The organism is Serinicoccus sp. JS2-9, assembly GCF_059025165.1.
The window spans coordinates 2,793,962-2,819,112 of sequence record NZ_CM180091.1 but is presented as its reverse complement, the minus strand read 5'-3'; the positions used below and the strand labels follow the sequence as shown (position 1 = coordinate 2,819,112).

Annotated in this window: 23 protein-coding genes, 1 tRNA gene and 1 other RNA gene; 18 read left to right on the top strand and 7 right to left on the bottom strand. The window is 71.9% G+C overall.

What is annotated here, in order from left to right:
* Positions 1-3: 3 nt before the first annotated feature.
* The gene (locus AC5PYY_RS13605; RefSeq protein ID WP_493897339.1) at positions 4-1,032 is read left to right on the top strand and encodes a glycerophosphodiester phosphodiesterase family protein; all 1,029 of its coding nucleotides are present in this window, start codon (positions 4-6) and stop codon (positions 1,030-1,032) included.
* A gap of 3 nt (positions 1,033-1,035) precedes the next feature.
* Here the strand turns inward: AC5PYY_RS13605 and aceE are convergent, their stop codons facing one another.
* Positions 1,036-3,795 (bottom strand): pyruvate dehydrogenase (acetyl-transferring), homodimeric type, encoded by a 2,760-nt coding sequence (gene aceE / locus AC5PYY_RS13600; protein WP_493897338.1) that lies wholly within the window; start codon positions 3,793-3,795, stop codon positions 1,036-1,038.
* Positions 3,796-3,927: 132 nt separating this feature from the next.
* Between aceE and AC5PYY_RS13595 the strand changes: the two genes are divergently transcribed.
* The 9 genes from AC5PYY_RS13595 to AC5PYY_RS13555 all read left to right on the top strand — a co-directional run bounded on the left by AC5PYY_RS13595 (position 3,928) and on the right by AC5PYY_RS13555 (position 9,807).
* The gene (locus tag AC5PYY_RS13595; RefSeq protein WP_493897337.1) at positions 3,928-4,377 is read left to right on the top strand and encodes a DUF3052 domain-containing protein; all 450 of its coding nucleotides are present in this window, start codon (positions 3,928-3,930) and stop codon (positions 4,375-4,377) included.
* On the top strand, positions 4,374-4,883 hold the full coding sequence (locus AC5PYY_RS13590; protein WP_493897336.1) for a peroxiredoxin: 510 nt from the start codon (positions 4,374-4,376) through the stop codon (positions 4,881-4,883). The genes AC5PYY_RS13595 and AC5PYY_RS13590 overlap by 4 nt, the downstream gene beginning before the upstream one ends.
* Positions 4,880-5,137 (top strand): hypothetical protein, encoded by a 258-nt coding sequence (locus tag AC5PYY_RS13585; protein ID WP_493897335.1) that lies wholly within the window; start codon positions 4,880-4,882, stop codon positions 5,135-5,137. The genes AC5PYY_RS13590 and AC5PYY_RS13585 overlap by 4 nt, the downstream gene beginning before the upstream one ends.
* A 16-nt stretch (positions 5,138-5,153) precedes the next feature.
* Positions 5,154-5,226 (top strand) — tRNA-Val (locus tag AC5PYY_RS13580).
* Between the two features lie 398 nt (positions 5,227-5,624).
* Complete coding sequence (locus AC5PYY_RS13575) at positions 5,625-5,867, top strand: DUF6290 family protein (protein WP_493897334.1); 243 nt, start codon at positions 5,625-5,627, stop codon at positions 5,865-5,867.
* 76 nt (positions 5,868-5,943) lie between these two features.
* On the top strand, positions 5,944-6,834 hold the full coding sequence (locus AC5PYY_RS13570) for a Nif3-like dinuclear metal center hexameric protein (RefSeq protein ID WP_493897333.1): 891 nt from the start codon (positions 5,944-5,946) through the stop codon (positions 6,832-6,834).
* A gap of 17 nt (positions 6,835-6,851) precedes the next feature.
* Entirely contained in the window at positions 6,852-7,589 is a 738-nt protein-coding gene (locus AC5PYY_RS13565) for a zinc ribbon domain-containing protein (protein WP_493897332.1), read from the top strand.
* Positions 7,586-8,836 carry a bifunctional RNase H/acid phosphatase gene (locus AC5PYY_RS13560; RefSeq protein ID WP_493897331.1) on the top strand — a complete coding sequence of 417 codons (1,251 nt, stop codon included), beginning with the start codon at positions 7,586-7,588 and terminating at the stop codon, positions 8,834-8,836. The genes AC5PYY_RS13565 and AC5PYY_RS13560 overlap by 4 nt, the downstream gene beginning before the upstream one ends.
* Positions 8,833-9,807, top strand: a complete 975-nt coding sequence (locus tag AC5PYY_RS13555) for a class I SAM-dependent methyltransferase (protein WP_493897330.1) — start codon at positions 8,833-8,835, stop codon at positions 9,805-9,807. Before AC5PYY_RS13560 ends, AC5PYY_RS13555 begins: the two co-directional genes overlap by 4 nt.
* A gap of 6 nt (positions 9,808-9,813) precedes the next feature.
* Here the strand turns inward: AC5PYY_RS13555 and AC5PYY_RS13550 are convergent, their stop codons facing one another.
* Positions 9,814-10,560 (bottom strand): YaaA family protein, encoded by a 747-nt coding sequence (locus AC5PYY_RS13550; protein ID WP_493897329.1) that lies wholly within the window; start codon positions 10,558-10,560, stop codon positions 9,814-9,816.
* Positions 10,561-10,618: 58 nt separating this feature from the next.
* Between AC5PYY_RS13550 and AC5PYY_RS13545 the strand changes: the two genes are divergently transcribed.
* Complete coding sequence (locus AC5PYY_RS13545; protein ID WP_493897328.1) at positions 10,619-12,088, top strand: RNB domain-containing ribonuclease; 1,470 nt, start codon at positions 10,619-10,621, stop codon at positions 12,086-12,088.
* Positions 12,085-12,897 (top strand): HAD family hydrolase, encoded by an 813-nt coding sequence (locus AC5PYY_RS13540; protein WP_493897327.1) that lies wholly within the window; start codon positions 12,085-12,087, stop codon positions 12,895-12,897. Before AC5PYY_RS13545 ends, AC5PYY_RS13540 begins: the two co-directional genes overlap by 4 nt.
* Before the next feature lie 95 nt (positions 12,898-12,992).
* Here AC5PYY_RS13540 and rnpB read toward each other — a convergent pair.
* An RNA gene (gene rnpB, locus AC5PYY_RS13535) (RNase P RNA component class A) lies at positions 12,993-13,376 on the bottom strand.
* Positions 13,377-13,537: 161 nt separating this feature from the next.
* Between rnpB and AC5PYY_RS13530 the strand changes: the two genes are divergently transcribed.
* Complete coding sequence (locus AC5PYY_RS13530; protein ID WP_493897326.1) at positions 13,538-14,632, top strand: VIT1/CCC1 transporter family protein; 1,095 nt, start codon at positions 13,538-13,540, stop codon at positions 14,630-14,632.
* A gap of 144 nt (positions 14,633-14,776) precedes the next feature.
* Here the strand turns inward: AC5PYY_RS13530 and AC5PYY_RS13525 are convergent, their stop codons facing one another.
* Positions 14,777-15,454 carry an MBL fold metallo-hydrolase gene (locus AC5PYY_RS13525; protein ID WP_493897325.1) on the bottom strand — a complete coding sequence of 226 codons (678 nt, stop codon included), beginning with the start codon at positions 15,452-15,454 and terminating at the stop codon, positions 14,777-14,779.
* A gap of 37 nt (positions 15,455-15,491) precedes the next feature.
* On the opposite strand from AC5PYY_RS13525, the gene AC5PYY_RS13520 reads away from it, so the two are divergent.
* On the top strand, positions 15,492-16,949 hold the full coding sequence (locus AC5PYY_RS13520) for a GuaB1 family IMP dehydrogenase-related protein (protein ID WP_493897324.1): 1,458 nt from the start codon (positions 15,492-15,494) through the stop codon (positions 16,947-16,949).
* 49 nt (positions 16,950-16,998) lie between these two features.
* Here AC5PYY_RS13520 and ppgK read toward each other — a convergent pair whose 3' ends face one another.
* Together ppgK and map are read right to left on the bottom strand one after the other, a co-directional pair.
* On the bottom strand, positions 16,999-17,757 hold the full coding sequence (ppgK, locus tag AC5PYY_RS13515) for a polyphosphate--glucose phosphotransferase (protein ID WP_493897323.1): 759 nt from the start codon (positions 17,755-17,757) through the stop codon (positions 16,999-17,001).
* 74 nt (positions 17,758-17,831) lie between these two features.
* Entirely contained in the window at positions 17,832-18,692 is an 861-nt protein-coding gene (map, locus tag AC5PYY_RS13510) for a type I methionyl aminopeptidase (RefSeq protein ID WP_493897322.1), read from the bottom strand.
* Positions 18,693-18,769: 77 nt separating this feature from the next.
* Here map and AC5PYY_RS13505 point away from each other — a divergent pair, with 77 nt between their 5' ends.
* Positions 18,770-18,979 carry a methionine aminopeptidase gene (locus AC5PYY_RS13505; RefSeq protein WP_493897321.1) on the top strand — a complete coding sequence of 70 codons (210 nt, stop codon included), beginning with the start codon at positions 18,770-18,772 and terminating at the stop codon, positions 18,977-18,979.
* Between the two features lie 83 nt (positions 18,980-19,062).
* On the opposite strand, the gene AC5PYY_RS13500 is transcribed toward AC5PYY_RS13505, so the two are convergent.
* On the bottom strand, positions 19,063-20,064 hold the full coding sequence (locus AC5PYY_RS13500) for a TIGR03557 family F420-dependent LLM class oxidoreductase (RefSeq protein WP_493897320.1): 1,002 nt from the start codon (positions 20,062-20,064) through the stop codon (positions 19,063-19,065).
* A gap of 88 nt (positions 20,065-20,152) precedes the next feature.
* Between AC5PYY_RS13500 and AC5PYY_RS13495 the strand changes: the two genes are divergently transcribed.
* The 3 genes from AC5PYY_RS13495 to AC5PYY_RS13485 are packed head-to-tail and all read left to right on the top strand — an operon-like array spanning position 20,153 to position 25,146.
* On the top strand, positions 20,153-20,500 hold the full coding sequence (locus AC5PYY_RS13495) for an MGMT family protein (protein ID WP_493897319.1): 348 nt from the start codon (positions 20,153-20,155) through the stop codon (positions 20,498-20,500).
* A gap of 4 nt (positions 20,501-20,504) precedes the next feature.
* Entirely contained in the window at positions 20,505-21,833 is a 1,329-nt protein-coding gene (locus tag AC5PYY_RS13490) for a glutamine synthetase family protein (protein WP_493897318.1), read from the top strand.
* Between the two features lie 10 nt (positions 21,834-21,843).
* Positions 21,844-25,146, top strand: a complete 3,303-nt coding sequence (locus tag AC5PYY_RS13485) for a bifunctional [glutamine synthetase] adenylyltransferase/[glutamine synthetase]-adenylyl-L-tyrosine phosphorylase (protein WP_493897317.1) — start codon at positions 21,844-21,846, stop codon at positions 25,144-25,146.
* Positions 25,147-25,151 lie beyond the last annotated feature (5 nt).

The following is a 25,151-nucleotide window of genomic DNA, read 5'->3' as shown; positions in this document are numbered from 1 at the left end:
GGTATGCCGACGCCCACCCCGATCGTCATCGCGCACCGGGGAGCCAGTGGCTACCTCCCCGAGCACACCCTCGCCGCCTACGAGCTCGCCGCCCGCCAGGGGGCCGACTACCTCGAGCCGGACGTCGTGCCCACGCGCGACGGGGTGCTCGTCGTGCGTCACGAGAACGACATCTCCGGCACCACCGACGTCGCCGAGCACCCCGAGCTCGCCGATCGCCGCACCACCAAGGTCGTCGATGGTCGGGAGATCACCGGCTGGTTCACCGAGGACCTCACCCTCGCCGAGATACGCACCCTCCGGGCGCGCGAGCGGCTGCCGCACCTGCGGGGCACCACCCACGACGGGAGGTATGACGTCGCCACCCTGGACGACGTCCTCGCCCTGCGGGAGCGGCTGGCGCTCGAGCTGGGCCGGGAGATCGGCGTCTACGTCGAGGCCAAGCACCCGACCTACTTCGCCGGGCTCGGCCTCGCCTTGGAGGAGTCGCTGCTCGCCGCCCTGCGCCACGCGGGACTCGACCGGCCCGAGGCGCCCGCCTTCGTGCAGTGCTTCGAGCTGGGCACGCTGCGCCGGCTGCGGCACGAGCTGGGCGCGCAGGTCCGGCAGGTCTTCCTCGCGACCGGGTTCGACGACACGCCCCGTGACGAGGTCGCGGCGGGCACCACGCGGACCTACGGCGAGCTCCTGGCCCCCGACTCCCTCACCGCGCTGCAGGACACCGTCGACGGCCTGGGCCCCCGCGCCACGATGCTGCTGCCCCACGACGACGCCTCGCCCACCGGGCTGGGCCCCCCGACCACCCTCCTCGCCGACGCCCACGCGGCCGGGCTGGTCGTGCACCCCTGGACCTTCCGCGCGGAGAACCACTTCCTGCCGGCCCCGGTGCACGGCCCCGGCGACGAGGCCGCCCACGGCGACCTCACGGCATACCTCATGACACACCTCGAGGCCGGGGTGGACGGCATCTTCACCGACCACCCCGACCTCGGGGTCGCCGCCCGCGACGCGTTCCTGCGATCGCGGGCGTGAGGATCAGGCGTCGCCGCCGGCGACGCCGGACGTGCCGGCGGAGGCGTCGAGCAGGCGGTACTTCTCCGCCGCGTCCCTCGCCACCTGCGGGTCGAGCTCGCCGCGGTCGGCGAGCATCTGCAGCGCCTTGACCGCCATCGACGGCCCATCGATGTGGAAGAACCGCCGCGCCGCAGCGCGCGTGTCGGCGAAGCCGAAGCCGTCGGCACCGAGCGCGTAGTAGTCCTCCGGCACCCACGGCGCGATCTGGTCCTGCACCGCCCGCATGTAGTCGCTGGTCGCGATGATCGGCCCGTCGCCCTCGGACAGCCGCCGGGTGACGTAGGGCACCCGTCGCTCCTGATCGGGGTGCAGGAAGGCGTCCTCGTCGCAGGCCATCGCCTCGCGGCGCAGCTCGGACCAGGAGGTCACCGACCAGACGTCGGCGCTCACGCCCCAGTCGTCGCGCAGCAGCTGCTGGGCCTCCAGCGCCCACGGCACGCCCACGCCGGAGGCGAGCAGGCGGACGTGCTTGCCGTCGCCCTGCTGCTCACCGGACGAGATCTGGTGCATCCCCGCGAGGATGCCCTCGACGTCGACGTCCTCGGGCTCGGCCGGCTGGGTCATCGGCTCGTTGTAGACGGTGAGGTAGTAGATGACGTCCTCGGCGTTCTCGCCGTACATCCGCTCCAGCCCTGCGGGAAGGATGTGCGCGATCTCGTAGGCGTACGCCGGGTCGTAGGACACGACCGCCGGGTTGGTCGAGGCGAGCAGCGGCGAGTGCCCGTCGGCGTGCTGCAGACCCTCACCGGTCAGCGTCGTCCGCCCGGCGGTGGCGCCGATCATGAAGCCGCGAGCCAGCTGGTCGGCGGCCGCCCAGATGCTGTCGCCGGTCCGCTGGAAGCCGAACATCGAGTAGAAGATGTAGAACGGCACCATCGGCACGTTGTGCGTGTCGTAGGACGTGCCGGCCGCGCTGAAGGCAGCGACCGAGCCCGCCTCGTTGATCCCGACGTGCAGGATCTGACCCTGCTCGGACTCCTTGTAGGCGAGCATGAGGTCGGCGTCGACGGAGGTGTAGTTCTGCCCGTGGACGTTGTAGATCTTCGCCGTCGGGAAGAAGCTGTCCATCCCGAAGGTGCGGGCCTCGTCCGGGATGATCGGCACGATGTGCTTGCCGAACTCCTTGTCGCGCATCCACTCCTTGAAGATCCGGACCAGGGCCATGGTCGTGGCGACCTGCTGCTTGCCGGAGCCCTTCTTGGCCACGTCGTAGGCCTTGGCGGGTGGCAGGGAGAGGGCGTCGGCCTTCTCCGGCTCGCGCTTGGGCAGGTAGCCCCCGAGCTTGCCGCGGCGGTCCTTGAGGTAGCGGATCGCCTCGTCGTCCTCACCGGGGTGGTAGTACGGCGGCTTGTAGGGGTCGGCCTCGAGCTGCTCGTCGGTGATCGGGATCTTGAGGCTGTCGCGGAACGCCTTGAGGTCGTCGAGGCTGAGCTTCTTCATCTGGTGCGTCGCGTTGCGGCCGGCGAAGCCGCTGCCGAGCGAGTAGCCCTTGATGGTGTGGGCGAGGATGACGGTCGGCTGACCGGTGTGGTTCATCGCCGCCTGGTATGCCGCGAACACCTTGCGGTAGTCGTGGCCGCCACGCTTGAGCTTCCACCAGATGTCCTCGTCGCTCCAGTCCTTGACCAGCTCCTTGGTGCGCGGGTCGCGGCCGAAGAAGTGGTCGCGGATCCAGGCGCCGTCGTTGGCCCGGAAGGTCTGGAAGTCGCCGTCGGGCGTGGTGTTCATGAGGTTGACCAGTGCGCCGGAGGTATCCCGGGCGATGAGGTTGTCCCAGCCACGGCCCCACAGGACCTTGACGACGTTCCAGCCGGCACCGCGGAAGAAGCTCTCGAGCTCCTGCACGATCTTGCCGTTGCCGCGCACCGGACCGTCGAGGCGCTGCAGGTTGCAGTTGACGACGAAGGTGAGGTTGTCGAGCTCGTCGTTGGCCGCCACCTGGAGCAGGCCGCGCGACTCCGGCTCGTCCATCTCGCCGTCGCCGAGGAAGGCCCAGACGTGCTGCTGGCTGGTGTCCTTGAGCCCGCGGTTGTGGAGGTACTTGTTGAAGGACGCCTGGTAGATGGCGTTCATCGGGCCGATGCCCATGGACACGGTCGGGAACTGCCAGAACTCCGGCATCGACCGCGGGTGCGGGTAGGAGGGGATGGCCTGGACGTCGTCGCGCAACCCCTTGCTCTTCTCCTGCCGGAAGCCGTCGAGGTCGGCCTCGGTAAGCCGGCCCTCCATGAAGGCGCGGGCATAGATGCCGGGGGAGGCGTGGCCCTGGAAGAAGATCTGGTCGCCGCCGCCCTCGTGGTCGCGCCCGCGCCAGAAGTGGTTGAAGCCGACCTCGGTCAAGGTGGCCTGAGAGGCATACGTCGAGATGTGCCCGCCGACGGAGATGTCCGGGTGCTGGGCGCGGTGCACCATGACCGCGGCGTTCCAGCGGATCCAGGCGCGGTAGCGCCGCTCCATGTCCTCATCGCCCGGGAACCACGGCTCCTGCTCGGGGGAGATGGTGTTGATGTAGTCCGTCGTGGTGAGCGAGGGGATCCCCACCTGCGACTCGCGGGCGCGCTCCAGCATCCGGAGCATGAGGTAGCGGGCCCGCTGACGGCCGCCGGCCTCGATCGCGGAGTCCAGCGAATCCAGCCATTCCTGCGTCTCCTCTGGGTCCGTGTCCGGGACCTGGCTCGGGAGTCCGTTGAGGATGGGGCCGGTGGAACGCTCCTGGGCCATCGGGATGGATCCTTCCTGAGGGTGGATGTCCCGCTCAGTCTGTCACGCCGGGTGACGCAGGGTCGCCCTCGGTGCGCGCCGGTGGGGGCCGCCTTTGCCTCGCACCGGGGGTTCTGCTTGTCTAGAGCCACCATGGAAGGGCAGAAGAGAACGGAGCAGCAGGCGACCGCGACCAGTTCCGAGGGGGAGGACGCCCTCGTCGGTATGGTGCGCAAGCTTGGCCTGCGCGAGGAGCAGATCGTCCTGGAGCTGGGCTACGACGACGACGTCGAGGAGGACGTCCGCGCCGCCGCCGAGCAGGTCGTGGGGAGCCCGCTGGAGGACGAGGCCTACGACGGGGTCGTCGACGTGGTCCTGCTCTGGTGGCGCGATGGCGAGGGCGACCTCACCGACGAGCTGGTCGACTCGCTCACCACCCTCGAGGAGGGCGGCTGCATCGTCCTGCTCACGCCGGGGGCCGGCCGGGACGACCGGGTGCCTGCCGCCGACATCCAGGACGCCTGCACGACCTGCTCGATGACCGCCTCGGGCGCTGTCGCCCTGGGGGAGTGGATGGGGCAGCGGCTGGTGGGCCGCAAGTGAGCACGGTGCCGGCGACGGCATACCCCCAGGTCGGCGACACCGCTCCCGACCTGACCCTGACCGACCAGCACGGCGACTCGATCACCCTGTCGGAGGCGGTGCGCGACCGGCACGCGCTGCTCGTCTTCTATCCCTTCGCCTTCTCCTCGATCTGCACCGGCGAGCTCCTCGAGATCCAGCTCAACATCGACGAGTTCGTCAACGACCGGGTGCAGGTCTACGGCATCTCCTGCGATGCGGCGCCCGCGGTGCGCGCCTGGGCCGCGAGTGAGGGCTACCGCTTCCCGCTGCTGTCCGACTTCTGGCCGCACGGGGAGGTCGCTCGCGCTTACGGCGTCTTCGACGAGGCATCGGGTATGGCCGTGCGCGGCACCTTCCTCGTCGGTCCCGACATGACCATCCGGTGGACACTCGTGCACGGGCCCGGCGAGGCGCGCGAGATCGGGGTGCTCCACGAGGCGGTCCGCGACCTGTCATTGGAAGGTCCACCGGAGAACGAGCCGTGATCGCGAGATTTCGAAGCGACGGCGTTGACCTCGATCTGACGAAAGCCGAGTACATCTTCGTCTACTTGTCGCTCTCCTACGCGCTTCACGGTGTCCTGATAGATGACAACGATTTCCGCAACATCTTGGGCATGTCCCGAGAAGATGCAGAGCGGCTGATGGGGGAAATCGGTGTGGCCGAGGACGAAGCGCGAGCCAGGGGCGATCACTGGAACGGGCCGCGCCCGCTAAATGTGTCGCCCCGCGACCTGTAGGGTGGGGCGCTCGTAGGGGCCTGTAGCTCAGGTGGTAGAGCGCCGCGTTTACACCGCGTAGGTCGTCGGTTCGAGCCCGGCCGGGCCCACCGAGAGAACGATGAGTTCGCCCGTCCCCGGATCGCGTCACGATGTGCCCCGCGTTGTACTACAACGTAGTTCGTGCCGTCCTCAAAGCGTGAGTGAGGCCTTGCCTGGGACCCGGACTCGACGGACTACATCGGGTCTCGGTCCAGGCGCTACTGCCCCGGCGCGGTCGATATCATGACCCACTGGACGCGGGAGGTGCTGACCGACGAGGCCCTGGTTGCGTTGGAACCTGACCCGAAGTCGCGAATGGGTGCCGCGAGATTTATCGGCAGGAGTACCTCCGCTGCCCGCGTCCTCGTCGTCATCGTCTACCGGGACCTGGACGGCGACCTCCATGGCGTGAACGCGTGGCCAGCCACAGGTGCTGACCTCCAGATCTATGAGGAAGGACTGGACGATGGCGAAGACTGTTGATCCGAGGATGATCGCCGAGCTGCGCGCGGAGTCCGAGCGCACCAACAGTGACCCCTATCCGCCCGGCACCACGGGCACGCGCCCGAATCGATCCCAGGTCTACTCGGTCCGGTTGAGTGCCGAAGAGCAGGCCAGGGTCCAGACGGTGGCCGACGCCAAGCACCTGCCGGCGTCGACACTCGTGCGCGCCTGGATCCTCGAGCGGCTGGATCAGGAGAGCGCCTGACCGCAGTTACCCGCGCGACGGCCACCCCCGCGGTTCCTGGCCGCCCTTAGGGTGGGGCCGTGAAGGAGGGAACACGGTGAGGCACGAATCGAGAGCACGAGCGGGCACCAGCCTGACGGATGTCGTGGCGACGCTGGAGCAGCTTTATCCCCCCGCCACCGCCCAGTCCTGGGACCAGGTGGGGCTCGTGGCGGGCGACCTCGATCAACGGGTGCGCAGCATCCTGCTCGCCGTCGACCCGACACTGGACGTCGTCGCGGACGCCGTGGAGCGCGGCGTGGATCTCGTTGTCACGCACCATCCACTGCTGCTGCGCGGCATCCACTCGGTGGCGACGACGAGCGCCAAGGGCGCCACGATCACCGAGCTGCTGGTCAACGACGTCGCGCTCTACTGCGCCCACACCAACGCCGACGTGGCAGACCCAGGCGTGGGGCAGGCGCTCGCGACCGCGTGCGGACTCGCGGCCACCCAGGCGCTGACGGTGAGCGAGGAGCAAGAGCTGGGCCGAGTCGGCGAGCTGCCGGAGCCGATCTCGTTGCGGGACTTCGTGATCCGGCTCTCCGATGCCCTGCCGGCCGCTGCTGGGGGAGTGCGCGTGAGTGGCGACCCCGACGGTCTCGTCTCCCGGGTCGCGCTGCTTGGGGGCGCCGGTGACGGGCTCTTCGACGCGGTGCGCCAGGCCAAGGCGGACGTCTACGTGACCGCAGACCTTCGGCACCACCCTGCTCTCGAGGCGCGGGAGGAGGCCCGGGCGGCGCAGCGCGCGGGGGGAGCGGGCACGCCATACCTCGTCGATGCCGGCCACTGGGCCAGCGAGTGGCTCTGGCTGCCCGGGCTGCGCGAGCTGCTGCTCAGCCGGCTCGGCGGCTCGGTGGAGGTCGAGATCAGCGGCGTGCGCACCGACCCGTGGGACTTCGTCGTCGGGTGCGATGATCTCCAGACCGCGACCCGACACCACCCCTGACCCCGAGGAGCACCGACGTGAAGGCCTCTCCCGAGATGCAGGCCCGCCTGCTGGAGCTGCAGGAGCTCGACACCACGCTGGCCCAGCTGACCCACCGGCTCAACAGCCTGCCCGAGCAGACCGACATCGACCGCCTCGAGGCGCAGGCTCCCGAGCTGGAGGCCGACGTCGTGCGCACCCAGACCGAGGTCGGCGACCTGGGGCGAGAGGTCGCCAAGGCCGAGGCAGCCGTGCAGCAGGTGCGGGACCGCGCCGCGCGCGACCAGCAGCGGCTGGACGCCGGCACCGGGAGCGCGAAGGACCTGCAGGGCCTGCAGCACGAGATCGAGTCGCTCGCCCGGCGCCAGGGGGTCCTGGAGGACGAGGAGCTCGAGGTCATGGAGCGCGCCGAGGAGGCGCAGCGCGCCGAGCAGGCCGCGGTCATCGCACGTGAGGAGCACGGCGCCCGGCTCGCCGAGCTGGTGGCCGCCCGCGACGAGAGGGCCGCCGCGATCGGCGCCGAGCGCGACGAGGTGGCTGCCGGGCGGGATGCCATCACGGCAGACCTGTCGTCCGAGCTGCTGGCGCTCTACGAGCGGTTGCGCACCCAGACCGGCGCGGGCGCGGCGCCGCTGCAGCAGCGCCGGTGCGGCGGCTGCCGGCTGGAGCTCAACGCGGTCGACCTGGGCCGGATCAAGGGGGCGGCCGAGGACGAGGTCGTGCGCTGCGAGGAGTGCGGCCGGATCCTGGTGCGGACGGCGGAGTCCGGCCTGTGACCGCCCGCGCCCTGGTCGTCGAGGCGGACGGGGGTTCGCGCGGCAACCCGGGGGTCGCGGGGTATGGCGCTCTGGTGCGCGACGGGTGCAGCGGCGAGCTGCTGGCCGAGCGGGCGGCGCCGCTGGGGAAGCAGTCCAACAACGTGGCGGAGTACACCGGCCTGATCGAGGGGTTGCGGGCCGTGCTCGACCTGGGCCTGGCCGGCGACGCCTCGGTCGAGGTGCGGATGGACTCCAAGCTGGTCGTCGAGCAGATGGCCGGCCGGTGGAAGATCAAGCACGAGGACATGAAGCGGCTCGCGCTGCAGGCGCGGCGGCTCGTCAGCGACATCCAGGCCGAGGGCGGCACCGTGCGCTTCACCTGGATCCCCCGCGGTGACAACACCGACGCCGACGCGTTGTCGAACGACGGGATGGACGGGCATACCGTGCGGCGCGACCACGTGAGCGCCGCCGGCGGTGAGGATACCGCCGACGACCCAGGCGAAGGCCCCGAGCCGGATCTCTTCTCGATGGTGGACGAGGCCGACGAGCCGGCGCGACCGGTCTTCGGCGAGGGGCGGGCGCCGCTGGCGGACGTGTACGTGTCGGACGAGACGGTGCCCGTGCTGGAGGGCCAGACGCGGCTCATCCTGGTGCGGCACGGCGTCACCGACTTCACCCAGGAGCACCGGATGGACGGGCGCGGCGGGGCCGACCCCGCGCTCAACGCGACCGGTATGGCGCAGGCCCGGGCCGCCGCGGGCGCGGTCGCGCGGCTGGTGCAGCGGTCGGAACAGGGGCCGGTGAGCGTGGTCTCCTCGTCCCTGCGGCGGGCGCAGCAGACCGGCGACGCGGTGGCGGACGCGCTCGGCGTGGAGCGGGAGGAGGACCGCGACTGGGACGAGCAGAGCTTCGGCGACTGGGACGGCAAGGGCATGGCCGAGCTCGCCGCGCAGGACGGGGAGGAGCTGGGGCGGCTGCGCAGCGATCGCGACTACATGCGGCCCGGGGGCGAGAGCCGGCGGGAGCTGGACGAACGCGTCGGCGCTGCGCTCGGGCGGGCGATCGTCCGGGGTGGGACGGTCGTCGTGGCTACCCACCGGATCGCGCTCATGTCGGTGCTCGCGAGGCTGCTCGGCATGGACCACGAGCGGGCGTGGAGCGTGGCGACGGCGCCCGCCTCGCTCACGGCGGTGGAGATCTGGCCGGACGGCGGCGCGCAGGTCGCCTTCGTCAACGACACGCACCACCTGGAGGACGTGTGACCGAGGTCTACCCCGAGGGGCAGGAGCCGATGACCCGCGCGCGCGTGTCGGCGGCGGAGGCGTACGCCGCGAACCGCGCGAACTGGGACGGTCGGGCGCAGGTGCACGCCGCGAGCCGCACCTACGACCTGGACGGCCTCGTCGCGGACCCGGAGCTGGTGGGTGCGGTGGTGCGACGCGATCTGGAACTGCTGGCGCCGCACCTGCCTGGCGCGGGCTCTCGGAGTGAGCAGACGAGGCTCTCGGCCGGGGGTTCGGGCGAGGCTGGGGACGACGCTGGCGACGGCATACCCCGGCTGGACGGGCTCGACCTGGTCCACCTGCAGTGCCACATCGGCACCGACACCCTCGGGCTGGCGCGCCGCGGGGCACGCTGCACGGGGGTCGACCTCTCGCCGCGCTCGCTGGAGATCGCGCGCGATCTGGCCGCGCGGGCCGGGGAGGACATCAGGTATGTCGAGGCGAACGTCCTCGATGCCGCCGCCGCCGTGGGGGAGCGGGTCGACGTGGTCTACACCTCGATCGGGACGATCTGCTGGGTCCAGGACCTCGACACCTGGGCGCGGCAGATCGCCGCGTTGCTGAGACCTGGGGGCACCTTCTTCTTCCGGGACAGCCACCCCATGATCAACGTGATGAGCGACGTGGACCCGGCCGTGATGACGCCTCTCTACCGGTACTTCCCGCTGCCCGAGGGCGAGGCCTTCACCCATGACGACGGCGTGACCTACACCGACGGTGACACCACGCACATCACCCAGCCGCGCAATTTCGAGTGGTTGCACTCGCTCTCCGAGATCGTCGGGTCACTGCTCGGGGCAGGGCTGCAGCTGGTGGATCTGGCCGAGCATCAGGACCTCCCGTGGCCGATGCACCCCTCGATGACGGTCGAGGGGGAGTCCTGGGTGCTGCCCGAGCCGTGGCGCAGCCAGGTGCCGGTGGCGCTCAGCGTGGTGGCCCGCCGGCCGTAGGCGCGCTCATGTGGGGAGGGCGTCGAGGACCCAGGGGCGGCCGGGGCGGTCCGGCTCGATCAAGGTGACGTCAAAGGTGGGGGACAGCAGGTCGACGAGGGCCTGCGGGCGCCGCGGGTCGGCGGCCTCCTGGCACAGGGCCCGGGCGACCAAGCCGCGGGTGTGCTTGGCCATGTGGGTGGCACCGGGCACCCTTACCTGGACCCATCGCCGGGCGACCTCGCCGGACGGGACCCAGGCGGCGGCATACGTGCTGGAGCGGCAGTCGATGACCAGCCCGCGCCCGGCCGCGTCGGAGAGGACCGGGTCGAGGTAGGCCTTCCAGAAGCCGGCGAGAGGGCCGACGCCGGGGAGGTTGACGCCCATGGAGAGGCGGTAGGGCGCCAGCCGGTCGGTCATCCGGACCGCGCCGTAGAGCGCCGAGACGACCCGCAGGCGCGAGGTGGCGCGACGGGCGGCGCTGGAGTCGAGGGAGGCCAGGTCAAGGGCGTCGTAGAGGACGCCGGAGTAGAGCTCGCGGGCGGGCAGCGTGGGCGCTGTCTCCAGGCGCGTGTTACGGGCGATCTCGTCGGTGAGGGTGGCGCTGACCCCCAGGACCTTGGCCGCGTCCGGCCCCGCGCTGACCTGCGCGAGCGCGGCGGCCACCTGCTCCCGGGGCTCGGTGAGCCCGGGGGAGGACAGGGATTCGGGGCGCAGCGCGGCACCCCTGGTGCGGGTCTGCTTGGACTCCGAGGGCGGCAGCAGGATCAGCACCGCGCCAGGGTAGACGAGCCTCGCGCGAGTGTCGGAGGCGGCACGTAGGGTGTGCGCCATGGTGGAGCGAGCGACGTCCCTGGCCTGCGACCCGTCCGTGTCGGAGACGGGGCGGCTGCTGACGCAGGCCTTCGCCCAGATCCGGGACGACCTGGAGGTGCGGCAGACCTTCCCCGAGGCCGCGCTGGCCGAGGTCGAGAGCGGGGTGGCCGACCCTGCGCTGCCCGAGAGGGACGAGACGGCACTCGAGCTCATCACCATCGACCCGCCCGGCTCCATGGATCTCGACCAGGCGATGCACATCGCCCGCGAGGGCGAGGGCTACCGCGTGCGCTACGCGATCGCCGACGTGCCCGCCTTCCTCGTCGAGGGTGGCGCGCTGGACGCCGAGACCCGCCTGCGAGGGCAGACGATCTACTGCCCCGACACCCGCGTGCCGCTGCACCCGCCCGCCCTGAGCGAGGAGGCGGCGAGCCTGCTCCCCGATGCCGTGCGACCGGCATACCTCTGGGACATCCGGCTCACCGCGGAGGGGGAGCGGGAGAGCGCCGAGCTCTACCGCGCGATGGTGAGCTCGCGGCGGCGCTACACGTATGACGAGGTGCAGGGGCTGGTCGACTCCGGTGAGGCGGAGGAGACGCTGCTGCTGCTCCAGGAGGTCGGGGAGCTGCGGATCGCCCGCGAGCTGGCGCGCGGGGGCGCGAGCCTGCCGATGCCCGAGCAGGAGGTGGCCATGGGCAGCGAGGACTCCGGCTGCGACTACGAGTTGTCGCTGCGCCCGCTGCTGCCCGCCGAGGACTGGAACGCCCAGATCTCCCTGCTCACCGGCATGGTCGCGGCGCGGATGATGCTCGACGGCGGCGTGGGGATCCTGCGCACGATGCCGGTGCCGACCGAGGGGGCAGTGGACCGGTTCCGGCGGGAGGTCGAGGCGCTCGGCGCGCAGTGGCCGGAGGATATGCCGTACGGCGAGTTCCTCCGCACGCTCGACAGGAGCGACACCAAGCACCTGGCGATCGTCACTGCGGCGACGTTCCTCTTCCGGGGCGCGGGCTACACCGCCTTCGACGGCGAGCTGCCGTCGCAGGAGGACCAGGTGCAGGCGGCGATCGCGGCGCCCTATGCCCACGTCACGGCGCCGTTGCGCCGGCTGGTGGACCGCTTCGGCCTGGCTGTGTGCGAGGCGCTCTCGGCGGGGCGGGAGGTGCCGACCTGGGCGAGGGAGGCGCTGCCGGAGCTGCCCGACGTGATGGAGGAGACGGGTCGGCGCGCCAAGGCCGTCGACCGGGCGTGCGTCACCGCGGTCGAGGCGGCGGTGCTGCGCGACCGGGTGGGGGAGGACTTCGAGGCTGTCGTGGTGGACGGGATCGACGGTGGCCGCGTCGCGGTACAGCTGCTCGACCCGCCGGTGAGCGACGTCGCGTCGGGCACGGCGCGCCTCGGGAGCGCGGTGACCGTCCGGGTGGAGCGTGCCGACATTCTCGAGGGCGAGGTCGACCTGCGGATCGTGGGACGGGACGGCGAGTGACCGGATCGGCGCAGCCCCGGGTCGTCGCGACCGACTGCGACGGGACTCTGCTGCGCAGCGACGGCACCGTCTCGGGGTTCACGCGTGAGGTGCTCGACCGTTGCGCCGAGGCGGGGATCGTGGTCGTGCTCGTCACGGCGCGTCCGCCGCGGTGGATGCACGAGCTCGGTGATCTCGGCGTGACCGGTCTCGCGCTCTGCGGCAACGGCGCGTTCACCTATGACGTCGCCCGCCGCGAGGTGGTCGGCCACCGGCTGATCGGTGCCGACCTCACCGGCCGGCTGCTCCACGACATCAAGGAGGGTGTGCCGGGTGCGCAGCTCGCGACCGAGTCGCTGCGCGGCTTCGCGCGGGAGCCCGACTTCGAGCGGGCCAGCGGACGGATCGACGGCGAGTGGCTGCGGGGGAGCCTGGGTGAGCTGGCGGCCGAGCCGGCCGGCAAGATCCTCGTCCGGCACGACGGCTGGGAGACCGAGGAGCTGAGCGCGCGGGTGGCGCAGGTCGTCGGCGACCGGGCGGAGGTGGCCCACTCCGGCGCGGTGCGGATGGCCGAGGTCACCGCCAGCGGCGTCACCAAGGCCCTGGCCATCTCGACCTGGTGCGCCGAGCAGCGCCGGCCGGTCGACGCCACCGAGGTCTGGGCGTTCGGGGACATGCCGAACGACATACCGATGCTGGAGTGGGCCGGCCGGGCCCACGCGGTGGCCAACGCGCACGCCGACGTGATCACCGTGGCCGACGAGGTCGTCAGGACCAACGACGAGGACGGGGTGGCGCGGGCGCTTTCGGCGCTGCTCGACGCCCGCTGATCCCGCGACCCCACGTTCTGGACAGAGAATTCTGGAACCGGTTGCCCAGAATCTGTCCAGATCGGGACGTCAGCGGCAGCTCAGAAAGTGTGGGGTGGATGAGTCGGCCGATACGCCGGGTTCTGTCCCCTCGCGCCGTCGCCGGCACTGCGAGGGTGGCGACCATCCATCTCCGGTCTGCGTTACCGCATACCTCCAGCGACCTACCCGTGCGCTCGGGCGGGCAGCCCTCGGACACGCACATATCTGGTCTTGCTCCAGGTGGGGTTTACCGAGCCACGCCAGTCACCTGGCGTGCTGGTGGTCTCTTACACCACCGTTTCACCCTGACCCACCACCGGGGCGGTGGGCGGTCTGCTTTCTGTGGCACTGTCCCGCGGGTCACCCCGGGTGGCCGTTAGCCATCACCTTGCCCTGTGGAGCCCGGACGTTCCTCGACGGGTCACCGAGGTACCCGCCGCGGCCGCCTGGCCGACTCATCCACGCAGGCGATGGTAGCCGCCGACCGACCTGACGTGGGAACGCGACGGTGGGCATACCCGGCCTGACCGTGAAATTCGACCACAGGTTTACGTGCACCGGCCCGAGAGCAGTGGTCGAGTTAGGGGTGGGTCGGCGCGCGAACGTAGACTCGGCCGTCGTGACCACCCGCGATCCCGCGCCCTCCGACATCCGACGTTGGCGTCGCCACCTGGCCGACGAGCGGGCCAACATCCGGGTCTTCCGGGACGTCGCGGCGCGGCGGCAGGGCGAGGAACGCGACATCCTGCTCTCTCTCGCCCAGGCGGAGGAGCGGCACGCCGGCCACTGGATCGACCTGCTGGGGGAGCACGCCGAGCCGCCGCCCCGCGCCAACCTCAGCCACCGGGTGCAGGCCTGGCTGGCCCGCCGCTTCGGCATGGTCTTCGTGCTCGCACTCCTGCAGCGGTCAAAGTCGGACAACCAGTACGCCGGTGAGCAGGACGCGGCCAGCTCCATGGCGGCCGACGAGCAGGTCCACGAGGAGGTGCTGCGCGGGCTCGCGGCGCGAGGCCGCTTGCAGCTGTCGGGCAACTTCCGGGCCGCGGTCTTCGGGGCCAACGACGGGCTCGTCTCCAACCTCGCGCTGATCATGGGCATGGCCGGCACGGGCGTGTCGGGTGCCGTGGTGCTGGCGGCGGGGATGGCCGGGCTCCTCGCCGGGGCGCTGTCGATGGGGGCGGGGGAGTACATCTCCGTGCGCTCCGCGCGCGAGCTGCTCTCGGCCTCGCAGCCGGCCAGCGGCACCCACCGCGCGCTCGGCGAGCTGGATCTGCAGACGAACGAGCTGGAGCTCGTCTACCGCGCCCGCGGCATGGACCGTGACCATGCGCGGGCCCGGGCGGCCGATGTGCTGGGCCAGGTCAAGAGCGCGGGAAGGGCGCCCGATGACGCCGTGCCCGCCGCGGCCACCGACGCGGACGACCAGGAAGCCGTCCTCAACCCGTGGGGCGCGGCGCTCGCGAGCTTCGGCTTCTTCGCCTCCGGCGCGCTGATCCCGGTGCTGCCCTACCTGTTCGGTGCGACCGGCTTGGTCGCCGCGGGGATCGCGATGCTGCTCGTCGGCCTGGCGCTGCTGGTGACCGGCGCCGTGGTCGGCGTGCTCTCCGGCGCCTCGCCCCTGGCGCGTGGGGTGCGGCAGCTGCTCATCGGGTATGCCGCAGCGATCGCGACCTACCTGCTCGGCCTGGCCTTCGGCGCGGCGGGCATCGGCTGAGCGACCCACGCAGCAGTGCGCGTCGCCGCTTGGATCCTCGCTCCGGTCCGGCTGCGTGACCAACGGACGTCCGGTGCAGAGGAGAGGGGCTCGCCCGCGTGACTCAGGCACGTCCGGTGCGAAGAGGAGGTCTCGGCACCGTGACTAACGCACGTCCGGTGCGGGGGTGGGGCCGGCGCCGCGCAGATCCAGCACCTCGACGCCCCCGTCGGCGCCGAAGCTGCCGATGTGGTGCAGATACATCGTCCGGCCACGCTCGTTGAGCAGGCCGTCGTGGATCGGGACGACCCCACGGCGCGGCTCGATCCGGCGGACGAAGGCGATGGCCTCCGCGACCTTGCCCCACGGCGCGCTGACCGGCACACACAGCAGATCCACCTCGCCCGGCTCCCCGTCCAGCGCGTCGCCCGGGTGGTAGAGCACGGGCTCGCCCTCGGCCCGCACTAGCACGCCGGTGTTGCCCACCCGAGGCACGTAGGGATGGTTCTCGGCGTGCCGCTCGCCCACACCGGTGAGCCTCACCCCGCCCTTCCCGAGCTGCACCGTCTGACCGGCGGAGAGGATCTCGACGCGATCGGCATACCCCGCATCCGACACCACGCCTGCCGTCTCGGCCTCCAGCAGCACCCGCGCCGCCGGGTTGGCGGCGAGCAGCCCCTCGGCGCGCTCCTGGTCGAGGTGGTCGGCGTGCTGGTGCGTGACGACGACCGCCGTGAGATCGGTGAGATCCTCGAAGGCGGAGAAGTTGCCCGGGTCGATGAGGATGCGTTCCCCGGCGACCTCGACGAGCAGGCAGGCATGTCCCAGGTGCGTGATCTGCATACCTCACTCTAGGCACCGGGCCGTATCCTTGGCGCCCGTGGAGTTCCTCAACGGCACCGAGCCCGGGCACGACCTGACCTACAGCGACGTCTTCATGGTCCCCTCCCGGTCGTCGGTGACCTCGCGCCTCGACGTCGACCTGAGCACCGCCGACGGCTCCGGCACCACGCTCCCGCTCGTCGTGGCCAACATGACCGCGATCGCCGGTCGGCGGATGGCCGAGACGGTGGCCCGGCGCGGTGGTATGGCGGTGCTGCCCCAGGACATCCCGCTGCCGCAGGTGCGCCGCACCATCGAGGAGGTCAAGGCGAGCCACCCGCTCTACGAGACGCCGATCGCGATCGACCCCGCGGCACCGGTGTCGCAGCTGCTCTCGGTGATGTCCAAGCGGGCGCACCACGCCGCGGTCGTCGTCGAGGACGGGCGACCGGTCGGCATCGTCACCGAGCCCGACACCGAGGAGGTCGACCGCTTCGCCTCCGTCCGTGACGTCATGCAGGCGCCGCGCGTGATCCTTGAGGACGGCGTCGAGGCACGCACCGCCTTCGACCAGCTGGAGGAGACCCGAGCGGGGATGGCTCCGGTCGTCGCCGATGGACGCCTGGTCGGCGTGCTCACCCGCAAGGGCATCGTCCGCTCCGGCATCTACGCCCCCGCCCTCGACGCCGACGGGCGGCTGCGCATCGGCGCGGCGGTCGGGATCAACGGGGACGTGCCGGCCAAGGCCACCGAGCTGCTCGCCATGGGCGCCGACGTCCTCGTCGTGGACACCGCGCACGGCCACCAGGACAAGATGATCGACGCGCTCCCCGCCGTCGTCGCCGCCCGCGACGCGCACGAGGCGCAGACCGGGGTGCGGGTCGCGATCGCTGCGGGCAACGTCGTGAGCCGGACCGGGGTGGAGGATCTCGTGTCGGCCGGGGCCGACATCATCAAGGTGGGCGTCGGCCCGGGGGCCATGTGCACGACCCGGATGATGACGGGGGTCGGGAGGCCGCAGTTCTCCGCGGTGCTCGAGTGCGCGGACGCCGCCCGGGAGCTCGGCGCGCACGTGTGGGCCGACGGCGGGGTGAAGTATCCGCGCGACGTCGCCCTCGCCCTCGCCGCCGGGGCGGCCTCGGTCATGGTCGGTTCGTGGTTCGCTGGGACGCTGGAGTCGCCGGGCGACCTTATCCGCGACGCCGACGGGCGGCTCTACAAGGAGTCCTTCGGTATGGCGTCCGCTCGCGCGGTCCGGTACCGCACCAAGGATCTCTCGGCCTTCGACCAGGCCCGGTCGGCGCTCTTCGAGGAAGGCATCTCCTCGGGGCGGATGTTCGTCGACCCGGACCGTCCTGGCGTCGAGGACGTCATCGACCAGATCGTCTCCGGTGTCCGCTCCGCGTTCACCTACGCCGGCGCGCGCTCGATCGGGGAGTTCCACACGCGAGCGGTGGTCGGCATCCAGGGCGCTGCCGGGTATGACGAGGGGCGCCCACGGCATACCTCCTGGTGAGCGAGCGCGGGGTCGTGTTCGGGCGCGGCAGCCCGGCAGACCGGCCCCGTCAGCCCAGGTGCTGCGCCTGCCAGGCCGCACCGATGATGCCGGCGTCGTTCTTGAGCTGAGCCGGGACGATCGGCGCGCGGGTGTGCAGCAACGGGAGATACTTGTCCGCCTTCTTGGACACGCCGCCGCCGACGATGATGAGGTCCGGCCAGAGCAGGTCCTCCACGTGCGAGTAGTAGCGCTGCAGCCGCTCGGCCCAGTCCTCCCACGACAGGTCCTCGTTCTCCCGCGCGCTGCTCGCGGCGCGCGTCTCCGCGTCGTGCCCGTCCAGCTCCAGGTGGCCGAGCTCGGTGTTGGGCAGCAGCTCGCCGTTCATGAACAGCGCGGTGCCGATCCCGGTGCCGAGCGTGGTCAGCAGCACGACGCCGTCGTTGCCCCGCCCCGCGCCGTAGTGCATCTCCGCGACGCCCGCGGCGTCCGCGTCGTTGACGACGTGCACCTGCCGCCCAACCCGCTCGGTGAAGAGCGCGTCGGCATCGGTGCCGATCCAGGACTGGTCGATGTTGGCCGCGGTCCGCACCGTGCCGTGGTGCACGACGGCAGGGACCGTGATGCCCACCGGCTGCTTCTTGCCGATCTCGTCCTCGAAGTGCTCGACGATCTCGGCGACGACCTCGGCCACCGCCTCGGGCGTCGACTCCTCCGGCGTCGGGATGCGTTGACGGTCGGTCGCGAACTCGCCCGCCTTCAGGTCGACCGGGGCCCCCTTGATACCGCTCCCGCCGATGTCGATGCCCAGACCGTGCTTCTTCGCCATGGTGTCCTCCCTCGTCGTCACAGACCTTCCGGGAGTATGCCGTAACGTCACCCGGCGCGACACCCGGACCCCGATCAGGGAAGGGTGAGGATCTCCGCGCCCTCGTCGGTGATGAGCAGTGTGTGCTCGAACTGCGCGGAGGGTCGCCCGTCCGCGGTGAGCACCGTCCACCCGTCCGCCCACTCGGTCCAGTCCGGGGTGCCGAGGTTGAGCATCGGCTCGATCGTGAAGGTCATCCCGGGCTCGATGATCGTCGCGTAGTCCGGCGCCGCGTCGTAGTGGGGGATGACCAACCCGGAGTGGAACGCCTCGCCCACCCCGTGCCCGGTGTAGTCCCGCACCACGCCATACCCGAAGCGGCTGGCGTAGCTCTCGATGACGCGACCGATGACGTTGATCGCCCTCCCGGGCCGCGCTGCCTTGATCGCCCGGGAGAGCGCCTCCTCGGTCCGCTCGACGAGCAGCCGCGTCTCCTCCGCGACCTCCCCGCAGAGGAAGGTCGCGTTGTTGTCGCCGTGCACGCCGCCGATGTATGCCGTGATGTCGATGTTGCAGATGTCGCCGTCGCGCAGCTCGCGGTCGTCGGGGATGCCGTGGCAGATGACCTCGTTGATGGAGGTGCACAGCGACTTGGGGAAGCCGCGGTAGCCCAGGGTCGAGGGGTAGGCGCCGTGGTCGAGCAGGAACTCGTGGCCCGCGCGGTCGATGGCGTCGGTCGTGACGCCGGGCCGGACCATCTCGCCGCACAGCTGCAGCGCCTGCGCGGCGAGCCGCCCGGCGACCCGCATCGCCTCGATGGTCTCGGCGTCCTTGACCTCGGAGCCGCGGAACGGCGTCGGTGCCGGACGGTCCACATACTCCGGCCGCGCGATCGAGGCGGGCACGGGCAGACGCGGGCTGACACGTCCGGGGGCGATCGGGGTGAGCGTCGGCATAAGGTGCAGTCTAGGTGCCGGGTGGCGGGCGACGCCGCGCGGCGCGATCCACGACGGACGGGCGACTGGAGGCACGTATGCAGTACTGGTTCAACACCAAGACCGGGCAGGTCGAGCAGGGCGACGACCCGGAGCGCGCCCGCAGCGCCGACCTCATGGGGCCCTACGACAGCGAGGCCGACGCCTCCCGCGCCTACGAGATCGCGGCCGACAAGACCGAGAAGTGGGACGACGAGGACCGCGAGGACGACAACTGGGACAACAACCCCTTCAACGACAAGGACTGAACGGGCCAGGCTGCTGGAGCGCGCAGACCAGGCTGCCGGAGTGCGCAGACCAGGCTGCCGGAGTGCGCAGGCGAGGCTGCCGGTCAGCGGTGGAGCTTCGGCAGCACCTCGGCGCCGAACACCTCCAGCCACTCGGCCTGGTTGCGACCCACGTTGTGGAGGTAGACCCGGTCGAAGCCGAGGTCGATCAGGCTCTGGATGTGCTGCCGGTGCACGTCCGGGTCGCTGGAGATGACCATCCGGCCCTCGAAGTCCTCGGGCCGCACCAGCTGGGCCATCGCGGCGAAGTCGTGGGGTGAGCGGATGTCGGCCTTGCCGAACTTCATGCCGCCGTTGGGCCACTCGGTCATGGCGTTGTCCAGCGCCTGCTCGTCGGTCGGCGCCCACGACAGGTGCAGCTGCAGCACCTTGGGCATGGCGTCCGGGTCCTTGCCCGCCTCCCGAGCCCCGTCGGCGAACCGGCCGAGCAGCATCTCGATCTTCTCCGGGGGCGCGCCGACCGTGATGATGCCGTCGGCCAGGCGGCCGGTCTTCTTCGCGTTGACGGGCCCGGCCGTCGCGACCAGGATCGGTGGGGCCGCCTCGGGCATGGTCCACAGCCGAGTGGTCTCCATCCGGAAGTGTTCGCCGGACCACTTGGTGTCCTTGCCCGCGAGCGAGGCGTCGAAGAGCTGCCGGATGAGCTCGACCGCCTCGAACATCCGGCGCGACCGCTCGCCCGCCTCCGGCCAGTAGCCGCCCAGCACGTGCTCGTTGAGCGCCTCCCCGGCGCCGACCCCCAGCCACGAGCGGCCCGGATACATCGCCTCCAGCGTCGCGGCAGCCTGCGCGACGACCGCCGGGTGCCAGCGGAAGCTCGGGCACACCACCCCGGGCCCCAGGTCACCCGTCGTGCGCTCGCCCACCGCGGTGAGGACGTTCCACACGAAGGCCGACTGCCCCTGGCTCGGCACCCACGGCGCGAAGTGGTCGGCCGCCATGCACCCGGAGAAGCCGTGCTCCTCCGCCGCCGCGGTGAGCGCCACCGCCTCGGACGGGTGGAACTGCTCCAGCATCGCGGCATACCCGACGGTGAGATCGCTCATGCCGGCCAGCGTATGCCGTCGCCGCGACAGACCTCCCCGTCCGGCGCACATCCGGGACTTGTCGGTGCCGACCGGTAGCGTCTACCGCGTGGACGAGGTGCTGGTGGAGCGCGTGCTGCGGGCGGTCGAGCAGGTGCCTCCGGGGCGGGTCGTGTCCTACGGCGATCTCGGGGCGCTGGTCGGGGCGGGGCCACGGCAGGTGGGCTCGGTCATGCGGCACTGGGGCGGCAACGTCACCTGGTGGCGGGTCACCAACTGCGACGGCGACCTGCCGCCGGAGCTGCTGGCCCGCGCGCTGCCCCACTGGGACGAGGAGGGCGTCGCCCTGCGTCGGGGCGGCTCGGGCTGCCGGATGAGCGAGCACCGGGCCGATCTGGGGCGGCTCGCGGACGACTACGCCCGGGCCACCGCCGACCTCGACGATGGGGCAGGATGAGTCCATGAACCGCCAGCAGGAGTATGTCCTCCGCACCATCGAGGAGAGGGACATCCGGTTCGTCCGGCTGTGGTTCACCGACCTCCTCGGGACGCTGAAGTCGGTGGCGGTCGCCCCCGCCGAGCTCGAGCAGGCGTTCACCGAGGGCATCGGCATCGACGGCAGCGTCATCGAGGGCTTCACCCGGGTCTACGAGGCGGACATGATCGTCCAGCCCGACGCCGACACCTTCCAGGTGCTCCCGTGGCGCGACCGCACCGCCCGCATGTTCTGCGACATCAACATGCCCGACGGCAGCCCCGCCGCCACCGATTCCCGGCAGATCCTGCGCCGCTCCCTGGACCGCGCGGGTGCCGAGGGCTTCACCTTCTACACCCACCCCGAGATCGAGTTCTACCTCTTCAAGGAGCCCTACGAGGCGTCGGTGGGGCCGCAGCCGGTGGACCAGGCGGGCTACTTCGACCACGTCGCCCGCGGCGACGGCCACGACTTCCGGCGCGCGGCGATCGAGATGCTCGAGCAGATGGGCATCTCGGTGGAGTTCAGCCACCACGAGGGCGGGCCGGGCCAGCAGGAGATCGACCTGCGCTACGCCGACGCGCTGTCGATGGCCGATAACATCATGACCTTCCGCACCGTGGTCCGGGAGGTGGCGCTGCACGAGAAGGCCTTCGCCACCTTCATGCCCAAGCCACTGGCGATACACCCCGGCTCGGGCATGCACACCCACGTCTCGCTCTTCGAGGGCGACAGCAACGCCTTCTACGAGCCGAGTGCCAACTACGAGCTCTCCCAGACCGGGCGCCGGTTCATGGCGGGCGTGCTGGCGCACAGCCGGGAGATCTGCGCGGTGACCAATCAGTGGGTCAACTCCTACAAGCGGCTCTGGGGTGGCGGCGAGGCGCCGGCGCACGTCTGCTGGGGTCACAACAACCGCTCCGCCCTGGCCCGCGTCCCGATGTACTCCATCGGCAAGGGCCACTCGCGCCGCATCGAGGTGCGCTCGATCGACTCGGCCTGCAACCCCTACCTCACCTACGCGCTCGTGCTCGCCTCCGGCCTGCGCGGGATCAAGGAGGGCTACGACCTGCCGCCGGAGGCCGAGGACGACGTCTGGGCGCTGACCGACTCCGAGCGTCGCGCGATGGGCATCGACCCGCTCCCGCAGAGCCTCGGCGAGGCGGTCGCCGTCATGGAGGAGTCCGAGCTGGTCGCCGACGTCCTGGGGGAGCAGGTCTTCGACTTCTACCTGCGCAACAAGTGGCAGGAGTGGGGCGACTACCGGTCCCAGGTGACCCAGTTCGAGCTGGACCGCTACCTGCTCCACCTCTGAGGGGTATGCCGTGACGCCCGCGACCCCGACCGAGGGCACCCCCGGGCGCCCCCCGTCCCGCGGGGGGCGAGGCTCGGCGGACCCGCTCGGGACGGGCGAGCTGGCCCGCGCCGGCTTCCAGGAGAGCGAGCGGGCCGGCCGGATGATGACCGAGGTCCTAGGGCGCCTCGGCGAGGCTCCGGGGCCGGACCGGGACGACCCGGTCGACGTCGCGGCGCTCGTCACCGATCTCGGCCGCGCCGCCGACCCGGACGCCGCCCTGCTGCTGCTCGTGCGGCTGCTCGACCCGCGCACGACCGGGGCCTCCGGCGAGCGCACCGACGGTTTCGCGATCCCGGTCGTGCGCGAGGGGGGCCTGCCCCGGCAGCGACTCCTGGCCCTGCTCGGCGGCTCGGTGGCGCTGGGCGAGTCGCTGCTGCGCCACCCGGAGCAGGTGGCCGACGTCGCCGAGGGGCTGTCCACCGAGCCGCGAGACGTGGTCGAGGCGGTCCGCGGTCTGGAGGGTCGCCCGGGCGCCGACGCGCTCCGCGTGGCCTACCGCCGTCAGCTGCTCCGGGTCGCGACCGCCGACCTGACCGCCGAGGACCCGGTCGCGCTGATGCCCGCGGTCGGCGGGGCGTTGGCCGACCTCGCCTCGGCGGCCCTCGAGGGCGCTCTGCTGCTCGCCCGGGCCGAGGTGGACGAGGACGCGTGCTGCGCTCTCACCGTCATCGGCATGGGCAAGACCGGAGGACGCGAGCTCAACTACATCTCCGACGTCGACGTCATCTTCCTGGCCGGGCCGCGCGACGGAGCCCCCGAGGAGGAGGCGCTCCGGGTGGGCACCCGGCTGGCGAGCGCGCTCATGCGGATCTGCGGCGACTCCACCGCCGAAGGATCGCTGTGGCAGGTCGACGCCGCGCTGCGGCCCGAGGGCAAGCACGGGCCGCTGGTGCGCTCGCTGGCCTCGCACCGGGAGTACTACCAGCGCTGGGCCAAGACCTGGGAGTTCCAGGCCCTGCTCAAGGCCCGCGTCGTCGCCGGGGACGCCGAGCTCGGTCAGCGGTGGATGGAGCTCGTGGAGCCGATGGTCTGGGAGGCCTCGGGGCGCGACCACTTCGTCGACGACGTGCAGGCCATGCGCCGACGGGTCGAGCAGCACGTCAAGCGCGAGGAGGTGGAGCGCCAGATCAAGCTCGGTCCCGGGGGCCTGCGCGACATCGAGTTCAGCGTCCAACTGCTCCAGCTGGTGCACGGCCGCTCCGACCAGACGCTGCGGTCGCGGACGACCTTAGAGGCGCTGGCCGCGCTGCGCGACGGGGGCTATGTCGGACGCGACGACGCCGCGGTCCTGGACGAGGCATACCGGCTGCTGCGGTGCCTGGAGCACCGCGTGCAGCTGCACCGGATGCGCCGGACCCACCTCATGCCGACGGGCGAGCAGGACCTGCGCCGGCTCGGGCGGTCGATGGGGGAGCGCGGGCAGGCCGACGAGGCGATCGTGCAGCGGTGGCGCGCGGTCCGTCGCGACGTGCGTCGGTTGCACGAACGCCTCTTCTACCGCCCGCTGCTCTCGGCGGTGGCGCGGCTCTCCCACGACGAGGCCCGGCTGTCGCCGGAGGCGGCGCGCGCCCGGCTGGCCGCCCTCGGCTTCCGGGACCCGGGCGGGGCGATGCGTCACCTGGAGGCGCTCACCGAGGGGGTCAGCCGCCGGGCCACGATCCAGCGGCACCTGCTGCCGGTGATGCTGTCCTGGTTCGCCGACGGGGCTGACCCGGACGCCGGGCTGCTCGCCTTCCGCCAGATCAGCGACGCGCTCGGCACGACGCACTGGTATCTGGGGATGCTCCGTGACGAGGGGAGCGCGGCGCAGCGCCTGGCCCGGGTGCTCTCCTCCAGCCGGTATGCCGTCGACCTGCTCATCCGCAGCCCGGAGACGGTGTCGCTGCTCGGCGACGAGGACGAGCTGGTGCCCCCGGACCGGGGGACGCTGGTCGCGCGGATGACCGCGGCCGCCAAGCGGCAGGACAGCGCCGAGGGGGCGTTCGCCTCGGTGCGCTCGGTCCGGGCCCGCGAGCTGGTCCGGGTGGTGCTCGGCGACCTGGCGGCGGGGTGGGACGGGCCGCGCGTGCGCGAGGCGCTGAGCGACCTCACCGACGCCTACCTCGAGGCGGCCCTCGGTGTCGCGACCCGACGGGTGCTGGCGCGCCGGGAGGAGGAGGCCGCGCAGCGCATGCTGCTGGTCGGCATGGGACGGCTCGGCGGCCGCGAGGTCGGCTACGCCAGCGACGCCGACGTGATGTACGTCTACGACCCGCTGCCCGGCGCCGACGGCGAGCTGGCGGCGGCCCAGGCCGCCGACATCGTCGCCGAGCTGCGCAAGGGTCTGGCCGGCACCGGGCCGGACCCGGTCCTCGAGCTCGACGCCGATCTGCGGCCCGAGGGCAAGGGTGGGCCGCTGGTGCGCAGCCTCGCCAGCTACCGCAGCTACTACGAGCGGTGGTCTGCAGGGTGGGAGTCGCAGGCGCTGCTGCGGGCCCGCCCGGTCGCCGGTGACGCCGACCTCGGGGAGAGCTTCGTGCAGCTCATCGACCCCCTGCGCTGGCCCGAGGGCGGCATCGACGAGCGGGCCGTGCTCGAGATCCGCAAGCTCAAGGCCCGGATGGAGGGGGAGCGGCTGCCACGAGGCGCCGACCCCCGGACCCACCTCAAGCTGGGGCTGGGCGGGCTGACCGACGTGGAGTGGGTGGCGCAGCTGCTTCAGCTCAAGCACGCGCACGAGCATCCGGGGCTGCGCACGACGAGCACGACCGAGGCCCTCCGCGCCGCCGTGCAGGCCGACCTGCTCAGCAGCGGCGACGCGGCCGAGCTGCTCGACGCATGGACGACCGCGTCCCAGCTGCGGGACGCCGGCATCGTCTGGCGCGGGCGCCCGGTCGACAGCGTCCCGAGCGATGCCCGCGACGCCGAGGGTATGGCGCGGGTCATGCGCCGTGAGCCCGGACACGGCGGTGATTTGGCGCAGGACTGGCGGCGCACCGGGCGGCACGCCCGGACCGTGGTCGACCGGGTGCTCTTCGGCAACCGCCCGCCGGCCCGCACGGCAGAGCGGGCGACGGGAGGTGCCGACTCGGGACGCTTCGGCCCCAGCAGCGGCACCCGCACCCCCAGGGCCCGCGACCAGCGCACCGACGCCTTCGGCCGCCCACGCCGCACCGAGGCCCCGCGCTCGCCGCAGCGCTTCCCCCGGCCCCGCCAGGACCCGTTCGGTCGTGACCGCGACACGCGGCAGCGCCGTCGTGGCGACGCCGACGGAGCCACCGGCGATCCGTAGGATGT

What these genes read in the sequence shown, in the direction of transcription:
- AC5PYY_RS13505 (WP_493897321.1), top strand. Translation starts at nt 18,770, where the DNA reads ATGCAGTACTGGTTCAACACCAAGACCGGGCAGGTCGAGCAGGGCGAC.
- AC5PYY_RS13575 (WP_493897334.1), top strand. Translation starts at nt 5,625, where the DNA reads ATGGCGAAGACTGTTGATCCGAGGATGATCGCCGAGCTGCGCGCGGAG.
- map (WP_493897322.1), bottom strand. Translation starts at nt 18,692, where the DNA reads ATGCCGACGCTCACCCCGATCGCCCCCGGACGTGTCAGCCCGCGTCTG.
- AC5PYY_RS13500 (WP_493897320.1), bottom strand. Translation starts at nt 20,064, where the DNA reads ATGAGCGATCTCACCGTCGGGTATGCCGCGATGCTGGAGCAGTTCCAC.
- AC5PYY_RS13545 (WP_493897328.1), top strand. Translation starts at nt 10,619, where the DNA reads ATGGTGGAGCGAGCGACGTCCCTGGCCTGCGACCCGTCCGTGTCGGAG.
- aceE (WP_493897338.1), bottom strand. Translation starts at nt 3,795, where the DNA reads ATGGCCCAGGAGCGTTCCACCGGCCCCATCCTCAACGGACTCCCGAGC.
- AC5PYY_RS13595 (WP_493897337.1), top strand. Translation starts at nt 3,928, where the DNA reads ATGGAAGGGCAGAAGAGAACGGAGCAGCAGGCGACCGCGACCAGTTCC.
- AC5PYY_RS13605 (WP_493897339.1), top strand. Translation starts at nt 4, where the DNA reads ATGCCGACGCCCACCCCGATCGTCATCGCGCACCGGGGAGCCAGTGGC.
- AC5PYY_RS13490 (WP_493897318.1), top strand. Translation starts at nt 20,505, where the DNA reads ATGAACCGCCAGCAGGAGTATGTCCTCCGCACCATCGAGGAGAGGGAC.
- ppgK (WP_493897323.1), bottom strand. Translation starts at nt 17,757, where the DNA reads ATGGCGAAGAAGCACGGTCTGGGCATCGACATCGGCGGGAGCGGTATC.
- AC5PYY_RS13525 (WP_493897325.1), bottom strand. Translation starts at nt 15,454, where the DNA reads ATGCAGATCACGCACCTGGGACATGCCTGCCTGCTCGTCGAGGTCGCC.